General features: G+C 47.8%; 19 protein-coding genes and 1 riboswitch. Of the genes, 7 read left to right on the top strand and 12 right to left on the bottom strand.

The window, feature by feature from the left end:
- Positions 1-207: 207 nt before the first annotated feature.
- Positions 208-768 carry a DUF402 domain-containing protein gene (locus tag MCG46_RS06430; RefSeq protein WP_020226245.1) on the bottom strand — a complete coding sequence of 187 codons (561 nt, stop codon included), beginning with the start codon at positions 766-768 and terminating at the stop codon, positions 208-210.
- Between the two features lie 176 nt (positions 769-944).
- Here MCG46_RS06430 and MCG46_RS06425 point away from each other — a divergent pair, with 176 nt between their 5' ends.
- Both MCG46_RS06425 and MCG46_RS06420 read left to right on the top strand, forming a co-directional pair.
- Complete coding sequence (locus MCG46_RS06425; protein ID WP_154239139.1) at positions 945-1,160, top strand: hypothetical protein; 216 nt, start codon at positions 945-947, stop codon at positions 1,158-1,160.
- Entirely contained in the window at positions 1,157-1,474 is a 318-nt protein-coding gene (locus MCG46_RS06420; RefSeq protein ID WP_240278722.1) for a spore coat protein, read from the top strand. The genes MCG46_RS06425 and MCG46_RS06420 overlap by 4 nt, the downstream gene beginning before the upstream one ends.
- A gap of 146 nt (positions 1,475-1,620) precedes the next feature.
- Here MCG46_RS06420 and MCG46_RS06415 read toward each other — a convergent pair whose 3' ends face one another.
- The gene (locus tag MCG46_RS06415) at positions 1,621-2,130 is read right to left on the bottom strand and encodes an energy-coupled thiamine transporter ThiT (protein WP_240278720.1); all 510 of its coding nucleotides are present in this window, start codon (positions 2,128-2,130) and stop codon (positions 1,621-1,623) included.
- A 28-nt stretch (positions 2,131-2,158) separates the two neighbouring features.
- Positions 2,159-2,258: riboswitch (TPP riboswitch) on the bottom strand.
- A 79-nt stretch (positions 2,259-2,337) separates the two neighbouring features.
- Between MCG46_RS06415 and MCG46_RS06410 the strand changes: the two genes are divergently transcribed.
- Positions 2,338-2,808 (top strand): GAF domain-containing protein, encoded by a 471-nt coding sequence (locus MCG46_RS06410; RefSeq protein WP_154239140.1) that lies wholly within the window; start codon positions 2,338-2,340, stop codon positions 2,806-2,808.
- A gap of 166 nt (positions 2,809-2,974) precedes the next feature.
- Here MCG46_RS06410 and MCG46_RS06405 read toward each other — a convergent pair whose 3' ends face one another.
- The 5 genes from MCG46_RS06405 to MCG46_RS06385 form a co-directional block, all read right to left on the bottom strand.
- A complete protein-coding gene (locus MCG46_RS06405) occupies positions 2,975-3,805 on the bottom strand; it encodes an aminoglycoside N(3)-acetyltransferase (protein ID WP_020226250.1) in 831 nt (276 codons plus the stop codon).
- Between the two features lie 137 nt (positions 3,806-3,942).
- A complete protein-coding gene (locus MCG46_RS06400) occupies positions 3,943-4,779 on the bottom strand; it encodes a YjjW family glycine radical enzyme activase (RefSeq protein WP_240278718.1) in 837 nt (278 codons plus the stop codon).
- On the bottom strand, positions 4,776-6,284 hold the full coding sequence (locus tag MCG46_RS06395) for a YjjI family glycine radical enzyme (protein WP_240278716.1): 1,509 nt from the start codon (positions 6,282-6,284) through the stop codon (positions 4,776-4,778). The genes MCG46_RS06400 and MCG46_RS06395 overlap by 4 nt, the downstream gene beginning before the upstream one ends.
- Positions 6,285-6,362: 78 nt before the next feature.
- Positions 6,363-7,307 (bottom strand): carbohydrate kinase family protein, encoded by a 945-nt coding sequence (locus tag MCG46_RS06390; protein WP_240278714.1) that lies wholly within the window; start codon positions 7,305-7,307, stop codon positions 6,363-6,365.
- Positions 7,304-7,885 carry a DUF1836 domain-containing protein gene (locus MCG46_RS06385; RefSeq protein ID WP_040452462.1) on the bottom strand — a complete coding sequence of 194 codons (582 nt, stop codon included), beginning with the start codon at positions 7,883-7,885 and terminating at the stop codon, positions 7,304-7,306. The genes MCG46_RS06390 and MCG46_RS06385 overlap by 4 nt, the downstream gene beginning before the upstream one ends.
- 265 nt (positions 7,886-8,150) lie before the next feature.
- Here MCG46_RS06385 and MCG46_RS06380 point away from each other — a divergent pair, with 265 nt between their 5' ends.
- Together MCG46_RS06380 and MCG46_RS06375 are read left to right on the top strand one after the other, a co-directional pair.
- The gene (locus MCG46_RS06380; RefSeq protein ID WP_240278711.1) at positions 8,151-9,071 is read left to right on the top strand and encodes a carbohydrate kinase family protein; all 921 of its coding nucleotides are present in this window, start codon (positions 8,151-8,153) and stop codon (positions 9,069-9,071) included.
- 92 nt (positions 9,072-9,163) lie between these two features.
- Positions 9,164-9,427, top strand: a complete 264-nt coding sequence (locus MCG46_RS06375) for a helix-turn-helix domain-containing protein (RefSeq protein WP_020226256.1) — start codon at positions 9,164-9,166, stop codon at positions 9,425-9,427.
- A gap of 67 nt (positions 9,428-9,494) precedes the next feature.
- On the opposite strand, the gene aroF is transcribed toward MCG46_RS06375, so the two are convergent.
- A complete protein-coding gene (gene aroF / locus MCG46_RS06370; protein WP_240278710.1) occupies positions 9,495-10,511 on the bottom strand; it encodes a 3-deoxy-7-phosphoheptulonate synthase in 1,017 nt (338 codons plus the stop codon).
- A 392-nt stretch (positions 10,512-10,903) separates the two neighbouring features.
- On the opposite strand from aroF, the gene MCG46_RS06365 reads away from it, so the two are divergent.
- Positions 10,904-11,509 (top strand): helix-turn-helix domain-containing protein, encoded by a 606-nt coding sequence (locus tag MCG46_RS06365; protein ID WP_240278709.1) that lies wholly within the window; start codon positions 10,904-10,906, stop codon positions 11,507-11,509.
- A 99-nt stretch (positions 11,510-11,608) separates the two neighbouring features.
- Positions 11,609-12,295 carry a phosphatase PAP2 family protein gene (locus tag MCG46_RS06360; RefSeq protein WP_240278707.1) on the top strand — a complete coding sequence of 229 codons (687 nt, stop codon included), beginning with the start codon at positions 11,609-11,611 and terminating at the stop codon, positions 12,293-12,295.
- A gap of 60 nt (positions 12,296-12,355) precedes the next feature.
- On the opposite strand, the gene MCG46_RS06355 is transcribed toward MCG46_RS06360, so the two are convergent.
- The 4 genes from MCG46_RS06355 to MCG46_RS06340 form a co-directional block, all read right to left on the bottom strand.
- Positions 12,356-13,063 (bottom strand): hypothetical protein, encoded by a 708-nt coding sequence (locus MCG46_RS06355; RefSeq protein WP_020226260.1) that lies wholly within the window; start codon positions 13,061-13,063, stop codon positions 12,356-12,358.
- A 236-nt stretch (positions 13,064-13,299) separates the two neighbouring features.
- Entirely contained in the window at positions 13,300-13,563 is a 264-nt protein-coding gene (locus MCG46_RS06350) for a hypothetical protein (RefSeq protein ID WP_020226261.1), read from the bottom strand.
- A gap of 526 nt (positions 13,564-14,089) precedes the next feature.
- Complete coding sequence (locus tag MCG46_RS06345; RefSeq protein WP_240278705.1) at positions 14,090-16,045, bottom strand: S9 family peptidase; 1,956 nt, start codon at positions 16,043-16,045, stop codon at positions 14,090-14,092.
- A gap of 90 nt (positions 16,046-16,135) precedes the next feature.
- Positions 16,136-16,720 carry an HD-GYP domain-containing protein gene (locus MCG46_RS06340; RefSeq protein ID WP_240278703.1) on the bottom strand — a complete coding sequence of 195 codons (585 nt, stop codon included), beginning with the start codon at positions 16,718-16,720 and terminating at the stop codon, positions 16,136-16,138.
- Positions 16,721-16,990 lie beyond the last annotated feature (270 nt).

Raw genomic sequence — 16,990 nt, 5'->3', positions numbered from 1 at the left:
GTTTTTTCCAATCACATCATTTTCGCCTTATTTTAAAGCCTTATTTAGGATTCTGCCTAACTACTATCCAACACCTTTCCCAGTTTTAATCATTTTATACATCAAGTTTAAATTATTTCTTCGATAGCCCTGTCATCCCCCGTTCTTTTCTATATCGATATAGCCGTCTTCAATGAACAAAGAAGCTTTGATTCAGTTCTTACTGAGTCAAAGCTTCTCGCTTCCGGAACTTTGCAGCGTTGTATGCAGCAGTTCCAGATATTCGTGGTACAGACACTCAATCTCTTTTTGATTGAATGGTGATTCTTTCTTTTTAATCTTTCCGATCAGCACATCCATCTCTTTTTCTACGGCATGCTTCAGCGGTTCGCTGTATCCCATTTCACGGCCATGCTGAACATATTCGTCTTCATCCAAAATCTCAATTCGTCCATCTGGAAACAACTTGACATCCAAATCATAATCAATATTCTTAATTGCTTCTCCATCATATAAACTAGGCGAAGCAAGATTACAATAATAATAGATACCGGTTTTCCGAATCATTGTAATCACATTGTACCAGTGATCAGGATAGAAGAAGCAGATTGCAGGTTCCCGTGTAAACCAACGGCGTCCATCGGCTTCCGTGACCCAAGTTTTGTTAGTCACGGCAATCACCCGGCGTACACCCGCTTCAATAACGAATCCCTTAGCCCATGTCCGATGCAGCGAACCATCATGCTTGAAACTCTGAATGTAGACTTGCGATCCCACCTCAGGCAGCATGTTGATTCACCTCGTTTCTTCTTTTTACAAAAATCTTTTTTATTATACCTCTTTTTAGTCTGGACGAAAAGAGGGGAATCCAGTCGGATCCGTCAGTACAAACCGCCTGAGAACCAACACCAATTCACGCATAAAACATTTTGCATTGCCCATACTCTGAGAAGAAAGGAGGCTGGATGATGAAAACACCGCCGAAAATGCTTTCCCCGAAAGATTGCTCCTACTTGGCAGATCTGCTGGAAACGCTGCTGACTACAGCCAAGAAAGCGGAGGATTACAGCCAAAAGATTGAAGACCAGCAAGTCAGCGACTTTGCCGCTCACTACTACGAGACCTTAAAAAGTCAATATTCCATTCTGACCGATGAACTGAAAGGAAGTGTCAACGAATGAGCAGCCAGGAAGTCATGAATCCGAAGTCCGAAATTTTACCGGACGAGAAACGCTTTAACGACCGCGACCGGCTGAATGATCTGTTGATATCCATCAAGCATATCACATACATGTATTCTTTAGCCTGTCAGGAAGCCAGCAACAACGACCTGTATACAAAAGTGTTCGGTCTGTTTCAGGAAAGCAGCCAGTTGCAGCGGAAAACATACGATCTGATGTTTGAAAAGGGCTGGTATAAGCTGGAAAAAGAACAGGCCCAGAAAATTGATACCAAGCACCAAACCTTTAAATCGGAAGAAAGTCAGTTAAACTAAGTTCATTTTTGTTTTCTCCCTTATTGAAATAAAAGAAAACCCGCAGGCTTAAGCGATGTCCGAAGACAGGCTTCTCTCTGCGGGGATTTTTTGTTAGAAAACGGCTGATTGCTGAGTTTTTCTGATCTAATCGAAAATAGGACTTTTTATTTCTTGTTCATCGCCGGTTTGAGGCGAGGCATGACTAACGGCAGCAGCACCAGGCACAGAATCGCTGTTGGGATCATATAGGTCGCATTGTAAAGAAATGACGGCCAATAATCCAAACCCCAAACCCAGGTTCCGGACAGCGTGCTGGAAAGCAGCCGGATCAGATTAGTAATCAGAACTCCGGAATAAAACCATTTATAATTCGGAAACAGGCTTGCCAGTCCGTAAACGGAAAAGGCGATGAAGTAGTCGAGCAGAAAGCCGAGCAGGTCCGGTGTATACATCGGTCCGGTAACATACTGCAGCAGAATCGAAAGAACGGAAACGACCGTCCCTTTCTGCCAGCCTAAATGGTAACTGGCCATTAAAAGCGGAATGACCGATACGCCCAGTGAACCGCCGTTGGGCATCTGTAAAATTCCGAGGGTGTTGACAGCGACGTCAAGTACGATGAATAATGCAGCGTACAGCGCCATGTAGACGAGATCTTTGGTTGTCCATTTCATAAAAAAACACCTCCAAGTGTGAGGCGTAAGGAAAAATCAGTAAACTCCCTACGCTAGTTTTACCTAGATCAGGTGATAAGGGTTTGTTCCATCGTTGGATCTCAGCATTTGCTCCCCTGTTCACGGTAAACATTATAGCACATTCTGCACGGAAACGTTCCTTTTTTCTGCCGATTCCTGTAAAATATAAAAAACGGAGGAATCATGATGGAAGAAAACTTAACAATGAATCTGGAGTCTTTGCTTGACAATGCCAAAGCGCTATGTGCGCAAGAGACCGACCGAATCTGCTGCCTGGCCAATCTCAGCGCGCTGATCATGCAGAGTCTGCCGAACTTGAACTGGGCGGGATTCTATCTGATGAAAGAAAACGAACTGATCTTAGGACCTTTTCAGGGAAAACCTGCCTGTACGCATATCGCCTTGGGCAAAGGGGTCTGCGGCACTGCCGCTTTGCAAGGAGAATGTTTAGTCGTGCCGGATGTCCATCAGTTCCCTGGTCACATTGCCTGCGATGGGGCCAGCCGCAGCGAAATTGTCGTCCCCATCCGCCTTCACGGTCAAGTGGTTGCTGTCTTGGATCTGGATGCCCCGATCCCCAACCGGTTCGGCTTGCAGGAAGAAACAATACTGCGGGAATTAGGCGCGTGGCTAAGCTCCTTATTTGAATTGGATTAAGAAAATGCCGGCTGGGTTTCAGCGCTTGTCAATAGAACGATAAAAAACAATACAAAGCAAAAAGCAACGGGTCACTTTTGTCCTCGCTGCTTTTTATTTCATCTTTTTTTATTTTTTCTGACTTACTATTTACCGACCCCGCCGACAGAACGACGGTCTTTACTTGCTAAAATAAGCTTGGCTGCAGATAACGGGCATAAGGATGATCTTTGACAAAATAGCGGACGGCCTCATCGATCGCCGCATCGGCTTTAAACAGCTTCAGATCAGCCATTCCCACCTTTCCCTTTTTTACAAAGCCCTTTTCTTCCAGGCGTTTGCCCACTTTATTGAAGATTTCACTGTCGATATCTAAATCCAGATACTTCTTCCACATCCGTTTGCCTTCCAGCTCCACCGCTGCACCGCGCAAAATAACCGGTCGGATCTCGCTGCGGTATTCCGCTAAATGCAGAGCTGTGCAGCGTTGATAGTCCACGCCCATTAACAGCACTGAGCCTTTCAGCTCATACAGCCGGGCGGCCGGTGATTCTTCGGACAACGGAAAATGCAGCGACTGGTGATTGCAAAGCAGTTTGGCATATTTGCCCCAGGCAACATAGGCACAGTTGGGATGATGAGAGATGACAATCCCATCCCGACGGCGTAAATTTTCAACGACTGCTCCCATCGCCCGGGTGTCGGTTTCCTTTTTATTAAAAGCCGGCATCTGTTCCCGGACCGTTTTGATCAAATGCCGTTCAATCGGCGGGTTTTCCCAGGCCGAGGGTTCTGTATTATCTGAGCATTGCAGCGCCATCAAAAGCGTTCCGGAATAACCGACGGCCTCGATCAGCGCATTGACAACCGTCTGGGCGCCGCCGCAGACATAACCAAAAGCGCTCAGCGACGCATGAACTTCTAGGATCATGCCGGCACTGACGCCAATTTCTTTAAGCTGTTCTAAAATTTCCTTCTGCGAGATCAGCTGCGATATCGCTTTTTGTGGTGTTTTCATCCGGCCCGACGCTCCTTCGTTGACTTGCTTTTTTATTATATCACGTTCCTGCCTATTTTATAAAGAGGGCAGCCGAACAAAAAGGAAGCCCTTACGAACTTCCCCGTATCCTCAAATCTCTTTTTCACAAGCCTTGCTCAAATCACAACACAGTTAAAATATCCGCGGTCCATTTCAGCCTGAGCCAGCCGTTCTGCTTCCGCTAACGGCGTAATCGTGCGGCCGCAGAACTGCAGTCCTTCCTCACAAACGCCAAAAGGCCGGTAGCGCAGCAATTTATAACGGATTTTCCCCTGAAGCAATTCATTGACCGCCCGCACCGTCCGCGCGTTTTGTTCCGGAAACTGCGGCAGCAGTACGGTCCGAACTTCCTCCAGCTTTCCGCTATCCCGCAGCAGAATCAAATTATCCAGCACCTGCCGATTCGACGCGCCGGTCAGCTGGCGATGGAAAGGTTCATCATAAGCTTTTATATCCAGCATCACGCCATCGCACAGCGCCAACAATTCAGGATATTTTTCAAACGCGAAGACCCCGTTGGAATCGATCAGACAGGTTTTCCCCGCCGCCTTCACTTGGCGAAACAAATCCGTGAGAAAATCGGCATAGAGCATGCATTCTCCACCGCTGACCGTAATCCCCTGAACAAACGGGAAGGTTTCCGCAATCTGCTCAAACAATTGATCGGGAGTAAGCTCACTGACTTTGCAGGAAGCATGATGGGGGCAAACATGAATGCATTGATCACAGCCGACACAGCGGGTTTCATCCCAATGAACTTGGCCATCCCGAATTGTTAAGGCAGCGGCAGGACAGCCGGGTACACACTTCCCGCAATGGTCACAGAGACGCCAGGTTTCGGGATTATGACAATAGGCGCAGTGCAGCGGGCATCCCTGGAAAAAAATTGCACAGCGATTGCCCGGACCATCCACATTGGAAAACGGAATAATCCGGTTGATCAGCGCCTTCATCGCTCCAGCTTTTCTACCCGCCGGTCCAGAGCCTTTGCCTTATCCCGCGCGCCCTGGCCGAAGATGCTGACATTATTGAGCGACTGCTTATGCTGATCAAGCTTCGCCAGTTCACTTTTCTTAACCAGATAACCGGTGACCCGCACGACGTCATTGTTTTCCAGATAGCCGGAGAAATAGCGCATGCCGCTCTGCATCGCGCCTTTGATAATGTCGCCCAGCGCCTCCGGCGTATTCAGCCAGGTTTCTTCAAATTTAAAGATATCGCCAATGCCGGTCGGGAAAAAGCCATGCATCCGAGCTGCGTGCTGGATTTGCTTCAGCATGCCCGGTTCTGCCCCCACCGGAATCCGTGCTCCCGGGGAGTTCTCACGGCCGTCGGAATCAATGCCGACCTGGGCGTGAAGCCGGAAATGATGATCGGTGCAGTCGCAGTAAGCCGAAGTATAACCGGCAACCAAATCGCTTAAGCGCTGCAGAATCGCTGCGCCCAGATCGTCGGCTTGCGGATTGTTGCCGTAGCCATGCTTCGGATCATCGATGTGCAGCAGATGATTGACACATTCTGCCAACCCGACCATGCCGAACATGCCGGTAAAGTTTTCGAGCTTGACAAAGCCTTCAGTGACTAAGAAATTGGCTTTAAAGAAAGCGCTTGTCTCGACTAAAAAGTGAATCCGGTCTTCCATCATTTCCAGCATAATCTGCGTATAATGCGGCAGCACATGATCCAGGAAATCCTGCGGATCTTTGGCCTTCAGCGAGCATTCGTACAGCCGGATCCGCGGCAAAGTAAATCCGCCGCCGCCAATCTTCAATCCATTGTAGCAGGAGGCGATGGCATAGTCTTCACCCCACTCGCGCGTAAACATCCGATGATTGGCAAATGAAGGCTTAGCGGTTTTCAGCATGCACAAAGCACAGCGCTTAAGAAAATCATCCGGGGTCAGTTCCGGATCATATTTCAGCGTCAAATTCGGCATCGCACACTGCATTTCCTCTGTCAGCTCTAAAATCAGCTCGCCGGTTAAGGTCGCAGACGGACCCAGATCGGCATGCACGAAGGAATCCGTCAGCGTACGGTCAATGTGCAGCAGAAACATCTTCAGAATCTGTTTTGCCCGCTGCGGTGTTTCCTTGACGACAAAGGGTTCGAGCAGCTGATCGAGATTGCCCAGATAGACCGGGAACGAAGTGATTGAAGGAACATGGTGATACATGATCAATAACGCCTGAGTGGCTTCCAATAGATCCGTCGGCGGGGTTAAGCCGAGAAATGATGATCCGCATTCCATCAATCGAGTATAATCCGGACAGATATACCGCGGCCGATAAGGAGCCAGACCTTCACCCAAATCGCAGAATATGCCTTCGCTTTGTCCCTGAAGATATTCAGGACTGCGTTTTAGCGTGTCGTCCATATTTTCCGCCAGACGGGCTAAAGCGAGCAGCTGTTGTTGATAAGTCAGTGTTTCATCACGAATAATATTCAATACGTCTTCCATGTTTTTTCTCCTTTTTCTTTCTTCATCGAGATTGTGGATTTCGCAAGCGGAGTACACCGCTGTTTTTGAAAGAGAAGGTTAAATCTGTGTCAGATCCTGCCATTGGCAATGCAGCCGCGCCCGCCAGTGATCCAAGATCGCGGGTTTTAGCCGGGGACTGACGGACAGCGGATCGCTTAAGGTCAGCGCCGCAGCGCCGGCGGCCCGTTCCGCCGCCGTTTGGAGCGGAACGCCCTGACGGCGGCAGCTCAGATAAACGGCAAAGAAGCAGTCACCGGCACCAGTGGTATTGACCGGTACGATGGAATCCAGGCTCATTAACAGCCGCTGCTGTCCCACAGCCAGCGCCGTTCCCTGAGCACCTAAGGAAAGCACGGTTTCCTTGATCCCCTGAGCGGCAAACCAATCCAGAGCCGACCGGATCTGCGCCGGTGTTTCAATTGTGAATCCGCACAATCGTTCGGCTTCTGCCCGATTGGGCTTGAAATACGTCAGCTTGGGCAGAATGCAGCGGGCTTTTTCACTTTTAGACGCACTGAGCGGATCCATGGCCAGCAAACAGTGAGCCTGCCCGCCAATCCATTTGATCAGTTCGGGATCAAGATTGGTATCCCAAATCAAGACATCCTCGGGATCCAGCGAATCAAGCACTGGCTGCAGAATTGCAGGATTCAGCTGGTTCAGAATGCCCATGTCAGCCACCGCGCAATGCAGGTCATGACGGGGATCCAAGATGGCAAGAAACGCCGATGTGCGCTGCCCCTTCAGAAGCTGAACCGCACGCATATCGATGCCGCACTGCCGCCCCTGTTCAAGAATCCAATGACCGAAACTGTCATCCCCAACAGCACTGACTAAACTCACCGTTTCTTGCAAGCGGGCTAAGTTTTCGGCGATATTGCGGCCGACCCCGCCCAGCATTGTCTGGATTGTTCCTGGATTGGAATCGTGCAGCCGCAGCGGCTGATCCGCACTTCCGATCAAATCGACATTGGCTCCGCCGATGACGACAAACCGACTCATTTCTGCAGGCTGCGGTTGTGTTCTTCCTGCATCTGCCGCAATTCCTGTTCCTGCAGTGCGACAGCTTTTTCCGCAACAATTTTCTGAGCAAAGGCGCCGGACGCCATTTTTAACGCCAGATTATCAAACGGAATTTGTTCCGGCTGTGCCTGCAGCGCCAGCTGCGGGTCAATTTCCGCCGCTGCCCTTTTGAGTTCATATTCCTGCTGCATGCAGAACAGATTGTAGGCATTGCGGGTTCCGCTCAAATGGGCCTGATACAGAATCCCGACGCGCACCTCCTTGATCGTCACCACCTGTTTCAAGATCGTGATCGCGACCAGATAAGCCAGATGCACGCGATTGTATTGCTTCTTATGCGGTGCGGGAATCAGATTCAGCTTTACATAGTTGTTGACCATCGCCGGCGTGATGATCTTTTCATGATTCTGGCCTAAAAGCAAATCCAGATACCGATCCATCAACGTCATGACCTGATCCATATACAAATCAATATCCGGCAGTTCCTCCCACCGGGGCAGATGGACAGCGTTGAGCTGCTGCGCCCATTCCTTCATTTCTTGTTCTGATTGTTTCATTTTATAACCTCGCTTTGATCTTCCGGTCTCAGTTTCATTCTGATAAAATCTGAAATAAAAACGGAACGCGGAAATTTCCAAGCAGCCCATCGCACTCCATTAGCGGAATCGGGATGCTGTGGATTTTCAACGTCTTTATTTTATCATAGAACAGGGGTGTGCTGCTGACAAATTTCGTTGTTTTCCTGCTTAGTTTCATAGACTTTCCCGAGGGAGTTCACTATAATATATCCGTTATAGTAAGAATAAAGCGAGGAAATCAACCATGAAGAACCCGGTTTTAATGTTGGGCGGCCTGTGTCTGGACCGGTATTGCCTGTTATCGCAATTTCCTGTCAAGGGGCAGGACACGCTGATTCAGGATACTTTTGAACGGATTGGCGGCTGTCCGATCAATGCCGCATTTACGTTAAAAAAATTCGGACTGGATCCGATTTTATATTCAGCGGTCGGGGCTGAATCCATTGAAAAGGTCCGCGCCTTTTTTCAGCGCAACGCATTGCAGAGCGAGGGGTTGTTTGTCATTGAAGATCAGAAGACCGGATTCTGCATGATCCTGCTGGATGATCAGAAGGAACGGACGTTCATGACTTATCGCGGCTGTGAAGGAACATTCAGGGCCGACCGAGTGCCTGATCTGGCATATTCGGCGTGCTGCCTGACCGGCTTGTATTTGATCTATGGTTCTGACAGTGAAAATGCACTTGCCTACCTGCAGCAGTTCTGCCGGCAGGGCCGAGAGTTATTCTTCGATCCGGGGCCGTTGTGCGATCAGATCGATCCGCAGCTGCTTGAAAAAGCAATGCGGCTGTGCACGCATCTGAAAGTGAATCAAGAAGAACAGGAGCTGCTCAAACAGACGCTGGGCAAACCGCTGAGTGCTTATTTCCAGGACCGCTGCCAGGCTATTGTCGTGACCTGTGGTGCGAAGGGTGCTCAGCTGATCACTCCGCACAGGACGGCTCATTTTCCCGCGTTGCCAATTCAGCTGGCCGATTCCAACGGCGCCGGCGATGCTTTTTTTGCGGGTTATGCCGCTTCCGTGCTGCAGGGAAAACCATTGGATGAGTGCATGCAGATCGCTTCAGCCTGCGGCGCGCTGACCGCGATGACGCTGGGACCGCATGCTGAGGGAGGCTTAAAGGAAATCCTGCAGCTGGCTGATTCCGCAAAGTCAGCCTGTTAATCACTTTTTCGCATGAAATACTGTCCACTGAACGGCTTTTCTGGTAAAATAAAAACGGAAGAATTGATTGATAGGAAAAAGGAGAGATGAAGATGAGCAACGAGCTTTCCCATACGATTAAGCTCAGAATTCAGGCGCTGGCCAAAGAACGGGGAATGTCCTTATACCAGCTGTCCCAAATCAGCGGGATGACACAGTCGACAGTCAATAATCTGATGAATCGGGAGACGAGTTCTCCGACGATTGCCACGATTAAGCGGCTGTGTGATGGATTGGGCATCACCTTGGCAGAGTTTTTCGATACCGATGATTTTACCGGCTTGAAGACTAAACCAACGCCAAAGGAAAAGAAATAAAGAATGAAAAAAGCTGCTTCCTCATTCGGATGGAAACAGCTTTTTATTTGGTTTTGACGCTCTTTGCTTACAGCTCGCGGCCGATAACCTGGGCAATCGCGCGACCTTTTTCAATCAGCGAAGCAAACTTCGCCGGCTTCAATGACTGTGCCCCATCGCTCCACGCGCATTCCGGGCAGGAATGGACTTCGATGATCAGACCATCCGCGCCCGCCGCGATGGCTGCCAGCGACATCGCTTCGACTAGCTTCCAGTCTCCAGTCGCATGCGAAGGGTCGATGATAATCGGCAGATGCGTCCGTTCCTTGATGATCGGTACAACGCTCAGATCCAACGTGTTGCGGGTGTATTTCTCAAAGGTCCGGATCCCGCGTTCGCACAGGATCACGTTCTTATTGCCGCCGGCCATGATGTATTCCGCCGCCATGATCCATTCCTCAATCGTGTTCGCCAACCCGCGCTTTAACAGCACCGGCTTATCGACTTTTCCCAGTGCTTTTAACAGATCGAAGTTCTGCATGTTGCGCGCCCCAACCTGAATCAGATCGACATGCTCGACAAATTCATCAATCTTATCCGCACTCATCAATTCGCTGACAATCGGCAGACCGGTCTTTTCCCGGGCTTTGACCATCGCCAGAATACCTTCAGTCCCCATCCCCTGAAACGCATATGGCGAGGTTCTCGGCTTGTATGCCCCACCCCGCAGCATCACGCCGCCGGCAGCTTTGACCTCTTGAGCGATATCACAGATGATCTGTTCACCCTCAACCGAACAGGGGCCGCCGATGACCACGATTTTTTCATGACCGCCGACCTTTATGCCGCTGACGTCGATGATGGAATCTTCCGGGTGAAACAAACGATTGGCTTTCTTATATGGCGCCTGAACCCGCGTTACTTCTTTTACACAGGTAAAGCTTTTCAGCCAGTCGACGTCCAGTGCCGTCGTATCGCCGACCAAGCCTAAGACGATATAATTCGCTCCTTCGCTGAAATTGAGTTCCAGGCCTTTTTTCTCCAGCTGATTCATCAGCCGCTGCAGTTCGTTGCGGTCACAGTCTTTTTTTACGGTTAAAATCATACGTTTTCTCCTCTTCTTCCGTTAAAAAATAAAAAACATCAAACTCACTTTGATGTTTTGTTGAACCAATATAACGCGAAAATTCCAAAGAATCTTTGGTTACATTGGTCTATCGATAATAATAATAATAAGAGTGGTTCAATTTGATCTTTAACATGGAATATCACTCCTCGCAATTAGTTTACATGACTTTCAGACTGAAAGCAATACCTTTCACTCATATTTTCAAAAGATTTACATCAAACTGACGCAAAGCTTTTTCAGCAGGATTCAGTTCTCCTGGGCATCAGGCGCCCCCATGATCTGACCCACTCTGCAATTTGAAAGACTGACTATAAAAATCTCGATCCTTTTGGTAAAATGAAAACATATTGAAGAGAGGATCATCGCTCATGGAATTTTACCAAAAGCTGCAGGAGCTTAGAAAACAAAAAAATTTAACGCAGGAAGAACTCTCTGAAATCCTGTTTGTTTCGCGGACAGCGATTTCAAAATGGGAATCAGGACGCGGCTATCCAAGCATTGAATCATTAAAAGCGATAGCTGAATTTTTCGGTATCACGATCGATGAGCTGCTTTCCAATCGGGAACTGATTTCTATTGCGGAGAAAGACAGTCATCAAAAAACGCAGCATATGCGTGATTTAATGTTGGGGTTGATCGATTGTTCGGCGGGCATGTTGCTTTTTATTCCGCTGTTTGGACAGCAGGACGGCGATATAATTCGACAGGTGTCTTTGTTATCCTTGCAGGACACCCCATTGTTTATCAAAACTGCATTCCTTGCAATTATTTTTTTTATCGTTGCCTGCGGCATTGCCGAATTAGCCTTACAAAACTGCTCCTTTCCTCTTTGGACAAAAGCAAAGACAAGCTTATCGATGATCTTGACTTCCCTGAGTGTTGTTATCTTTATTGCAACCCTTGAACCTTATGCCGCCTTTTTTACCTTTGTTCAGCTGGTCATCAAGGAGATTTTACTATTAAAACGTCCATGACACGAAACGTGTCAGCGAGGTGACGTTCAAGTTCTTTCATTTTCTGTCCTCTAAAGCTAGAGTGTGATCAGGCGAAAGCCAAATACAAAGGAGCAAAAAATGAAAGAAGAAAAGAAAAAAATTCAAACTTATTTTAGCATCACTTTAGGTCTGCTGGTTTTATCCCTCGTCTACACCCTGTCGATCATGTTGATCGATGTGCGTCCCATCGGACCGCAAGGTTCAGTTGTCGGTTTTGCAGGAATGAATCAATATTTCCATACGCTGTTGGGTACGAATATGGGCTTGTATGATATAACCGACTGGCTGAGTATCCCTGTCCTGCTTATTGTGCCGGGCTTTGCCATTACAGGACTCGTCCAGCTTCTAAAAATAAAAAGTCTGCGGCGTGTAGACAGCAGCATTCTGATCTTAGGCGGGTTTTATGTTCTTGTATTTTCAGTATATCTCTTTTTTGAGTTTTTCGTTGTCAATTATAGACCTGTTTTAATCGAAGGTGTTTTAGAAGCCTCTTATCCATCCTCGACGACAATGTTGATGATGTGCATTATCCCTACGGCGATTCTACAGTTTCAGCGCTTGATTTCACATAAAAATTTAAGATCCATAATCAATGTTTTGTGTGGTATCTATGCAGGATTAATGGTCATCGGACGAATTTTATCGGGTGTGCATTGGATCACTGACATTCTAGGCGGAATCTTGTTGAGTATCACCTTAGTGATGCTGTACTATTCGGCAGACCAATGGATAAACAGCAAAGCCCATCAAAACGATAAACAGTGATATCCATGATATTATAAAACGGAGAATGTAGGTTCTCCGTTAGTTTTAAGATCAGTTCTGTCAGCGGTATTCTTTTACTTTCCCCTGATGATTTACAAAAATCAGGGAAATATGAAGCCGGCTTTTCATATAGTCGCTCAGTTGTTTCCATTCCTGTTTGGAAGAGATCTTGGATTCCATCAGAATTGAATACTTAGCAATATCGGGATCCATTCGTTTAATCAGCGAATACATTTTGGAATTAAATGTCTGCTTCTTTCCGCGCTTTTCATAATCCACTTCAATCAGCCATTTTCCTTCCGGTGTATCGACAAGATAAGCGTCTTCCAGTTCTTCATAAGTCAGCTTTTTCTTATCCAGCCAATTCTGCAGGGACTGCGTCATGTACGCTTTGTTAAACTTGGCCTCCATCTTTCCTGTCTTCGGATTGCGCTTAAGACCTGGGGTTTTCTTTAACGTAGAACCCGTTTTACGGCCGCGCTTTTTCGGGACATAGGCACTTTCGCGTGTTTCAAGGTCATTCAGGTAATAACGAATCTTCATCTTGGTACTGACGTTTTTCTTCCCGGTCGGCGCAACGATCATCTCGTCTCCGCTGAGCATGCACTGACGCATTGCGCTGCAGCAGGTAATCAGCGTCGCATTGCCTTCATTTAGCTTACCCATCAATTCTTTTGCTGAGCATTCCAAATAAGCATCACCGGCCTGAACCGCTTCCGTTTTCAGGTTGTCAATCAGCGATTTGTAATCTGCAATTTTAGCTCCCATTCCATTACTCCTTTAATTATAATTAACGCCAGATAAATTATATCAGTTACCGAATTAATTGGAAATAACAAATTACAATAATTGTTATTTTTTTACATAGAGAAAAGACTAAAAAAGTGACAGTCGTCACTTTTTTAGTTTCTGATGCCCGCTTCAAAAACCTTAGGCCAAATCCAAATCCGGTTTTATCGAAGAATCCAACGGTTTTTAATCCTTTAAGCTTTCAGAAATAAATACTATTTTGTCGTCTGACTTGTTTTATTCCTTTCATCTTCATCAAACCGAATAAAAAATTCATGTAAAGACAGTCCCAAAGCGCTCGCCAGCGCAAAGCAATCCTGCAGTGTCGCTTCCTCCTCCCTGCTTTTCAGCCGTGTCAGCCAATCAGAAGACTGCCGAGCCTTGCAGCACAGCTCAGCTTCATCCATACCAGTCTGACGCATGACCTCCTCCAGCAGTTTGATCGTCCAGTCTTTCTCTGTGATGTTTTTCTTGTGCATTTGTAAACCCTACCTTTCTTTGGAATTTTATCTTCCTATTATTAATATTGCGGAAAATTACAAAGTTCCTCTCAAAATGGTTAAAAAAGTTTAAAATTTTGTATTTTTACCAAGAAAATGATGCCGGATGATTCTTGCGTCCAGGTCCAGCAGAGGTGTACTCACGTCCGATAACCGAGATGACTTCTTATCAGACCGACATTTATTCAGATCTTTTAATTCAGTAGGCTGCGATGCCGCGGCACGCCAATCGCTGAACGGCTCTCAGCTTAAGTTTGACAGACTGAATGAAAAAGCAGCGCTTCCCTGCGTCACAGAAATAATCATTCTTTCATTTGCGTAATTATACGCGGTTTCTGCAGCTTGCACAACGTTTCCAAATGGGTTTTGATCTTTTCGTTTTTCGCTGATCTATGGATTAAACAGAAAAGAGTCATTTCTTCTTTTGCCTTTCTTTCTTTTTCAAGTCCTGAAAAAGATAGCTAACGAAAAAACCGCACACGAAAGATGTGCGGTTCAGGCAGACTTATTTCAGATGGCTGTCCATCCAGTTCAGCGTTTCAGAATACGAACGTTCGCGATGCGAAGGCTTGCCGAAATGATTCAGACCATGGTGATCGCCGTCAAAGCAGACGACACGGGTTTCAACACCCTTATCCATTAAGGCCGTCACCATCTGTAAGCCATCTGAGAGATGGCAGCGGAAATCGGCCAGCGGCTGAATAAACAGGGTCGGTGTTACAGCATTGCAGGCGTATTTAAGCGGAGAGCGATCCCAATAGGTCTGCGTCTTTTCAAAGATCGAGCCGCCCATCTGATCGGGAACAAATTCCATACTGATATCGGACACGCCATACATCGACACCCAGTTCACCACAGAGCATTGGCTGGATGCTGCTTTAAACCGGTCCGTATGCCCGATGATCCAGTTGGTCATATACCCGCCGTAGGAAATTCCCGTCACACCCATTCGCTGCGGATCGATTTGCGGATAGCGCTTAAGCACTTCATCGGTAAAGTTCATGATGTCCTCGTAATCGACTGTACCGTGCTTTTCACGGATTTCTGCAAATTCGTTGCCGCGGCCGTCAGAACCGATCGGATTGCAGAAGAAGACGAAATATCCTGCCGAGGCCCAGGTCTGCATATCGATGCCGAAGGTTCCATGATACGCCCCCTTCGGTCCGCCGTGAATCGTCAGAATTGCCGGATAGGTTTTATTGGGATCAAAATCAGCCGGCTTCATGATCCAGCCGTCAACTTCCCAATCGTGACTGGCAATTGTCAGCGGTTCGCATTCGCTGACCGCTTTTTCCTTCAGGAAACTACGGTTGAAATCACTGATGCAAGAGGCTTGCCCAGTTTTTAAATCAAACGTCCAGACTTCGTCAAAATCAAGTCCCTGCTTGCCGCTGATGACGGCCTGATCGCCAAAGATATCGAAGCTGCCGATATCGCCGATCCAGTCCGTCATTTTTTTCAGTTCATTTTCCGCGGTAAAGCAGAACAGATTATTGGAAATCCGGTCACTGCCGTTGATCCACAGCGCGCCTTCTTTTGGCTTGGACGTATAATAGGACAGATCTGCCTCAGCCAGCAGCGCCAAGCTGCCAGTCTGCGGATCCAGCTGATAGAAGTTTGGATGTTCGTTCTGTCCCCAGGTTTCACCCTTAGCGGCGCAGAAGAACACGCGGCTGCCGTCCGTCGCCACATTCTGAGAGCGGTTGCCAAAGCCTTCATTGGCGTAGACCTGACGGTTTTCGCCGGAATCAAGATCGTAGCACCAGACATCCTTCTGCAATTTTGTGCGCAATGTATATTCACAGCCGGAGTAATAGATTTTCCGGCCGATCACAGCGCTGGCTTCCACCTGAAACAGCGGGGCACTGCACGGGGTCAGCTCGTCTTTCTTCTCGTCGTAAACAAATAAACGGGTGCGCAGCTTACTGGTAAAACCCGGAGTTCCATTAGACCAGAACGGCGTTTCATCGAGCACATGAAATTCTGCATTCTTTTTCTTATCCTCAGTGACCTGTTTGCGTTCCTCGGCATTCATTTTATAATAGTCCGGCAGTGTCGCATCGCAGCGGGCGGTAACCAGATATAAACCTTCATCCAGTTTTTCCAGCTTGCCAGCTTGAATCGGCAGTGTAAAGGCTTTGACCGCTTCGCCGCCGTTCAGACTCAGACGATAGGCTCCGGTCAATTCTTCCCCAGCCTCAGCCCGCTTCTGGTCTGAAGGATCCCGCAAGGATAAGAACATCAGAGTTTCTTCATCATCCCATAAATAGCTGCTTTCCTTACCGAAACTGGTCAGCTGCCGGAATTCCCCGCCCTGAGAGCGAGCCCAGATCGTAAAATCATAGCCATCCTGATCATTGCAGGATTTGACGACGACGGCAATGTGCTGTCCGTCCGGAGAAAATGTCACATCGCTTAAGCCGCGGAGTTTTCTAAAGTCGTTCAATTCAAATTTTTCCATTTGTGTATCTCCTTCTGATCCTCAGTTTACAATGGGATGAAAGCGATGTCAAATCTTATCAGGCGACTTTCATTTTTATTCATTCAATTTTCAAAAAGGAGGATGAATCGGAGGATGCAGTCTTAAAAAACAATCCGTCAGTTCAGGATCAAATTGGTTCCCGCGGCCCTGTTCAATTTGTGACAGCACTTCCGACAGCGGCATAGGCGCGTGATAAGGACGTCGGCAGATCATCGCATCATAGGCATCAGCCAAAGCCAGCACCCGCGCTTCCTCACAGATCTCCGCTGCTTTTAAACCGTAGGGATAGCCTTTTCCGTCCCAGCGTTCATGGTGCTGCAGAACCATGGGAGCCAGATCATTGAGGATGGGGGTCTGGCGAATCAGGCGTGCTCCTTCGGCAGGATGCTTCCGCATTTGCTGCCACTGCCAATCGTCCAGGCGTCCCGGCTTCAGCAAAACGGCATCGGAAATCGCCAGTTTGCCTAAATCATGCATCAATGCGCCTTCCTTCAGCTTCTGACAACGAGCTTCAGACCAGGCTAATTCAGCTGCCATTTCACAGGCTAGCCGGCTCACCCGCAGACTGTGAGAGCTGGTTTCTTTGTCGCGAGCGCGCAAGGCTGACAGATAGGCTGTGATGACGGCTTCCCGCTGCGATGGATCATTCTTCATCCGATCTCCTCCCTTCTTTCTTTGCAGTATGGACAGAGTCATTCCACCCTAAACAAGAAAAAACGCAGGCTCAGGCAATATCATCCTTTCTTTCCCCTGCTTGGGATTAGGACCGGGATCTGATTCTCCTTCACGATCAAAACAAAAAAAGATACGCGCCAGAGAAAGGGAGGTAGATCTGACTGCATATCTTCAAGATGACATCTTTATTTTACCACACGTTCCTTTGTTTTCGAGGCAATGTTTTTCCTGAATGAAAAGGAAAAAAGC

It is taken from the genome of Holdemania massiliensis (assembly GCF_022440805.1).
Lineage (GTDB): Bacteria > Bacillota_I > Bacilli_A > Erysipelotrichales > Erysipelotrichaceae > Holdemania > Holdemania massiliensis_A.
The sequence above is the reverse complement of the archived record's forward strand: the minus strand, read 5'-3'. Positions and strand labels throughout refer to the sequence as shown.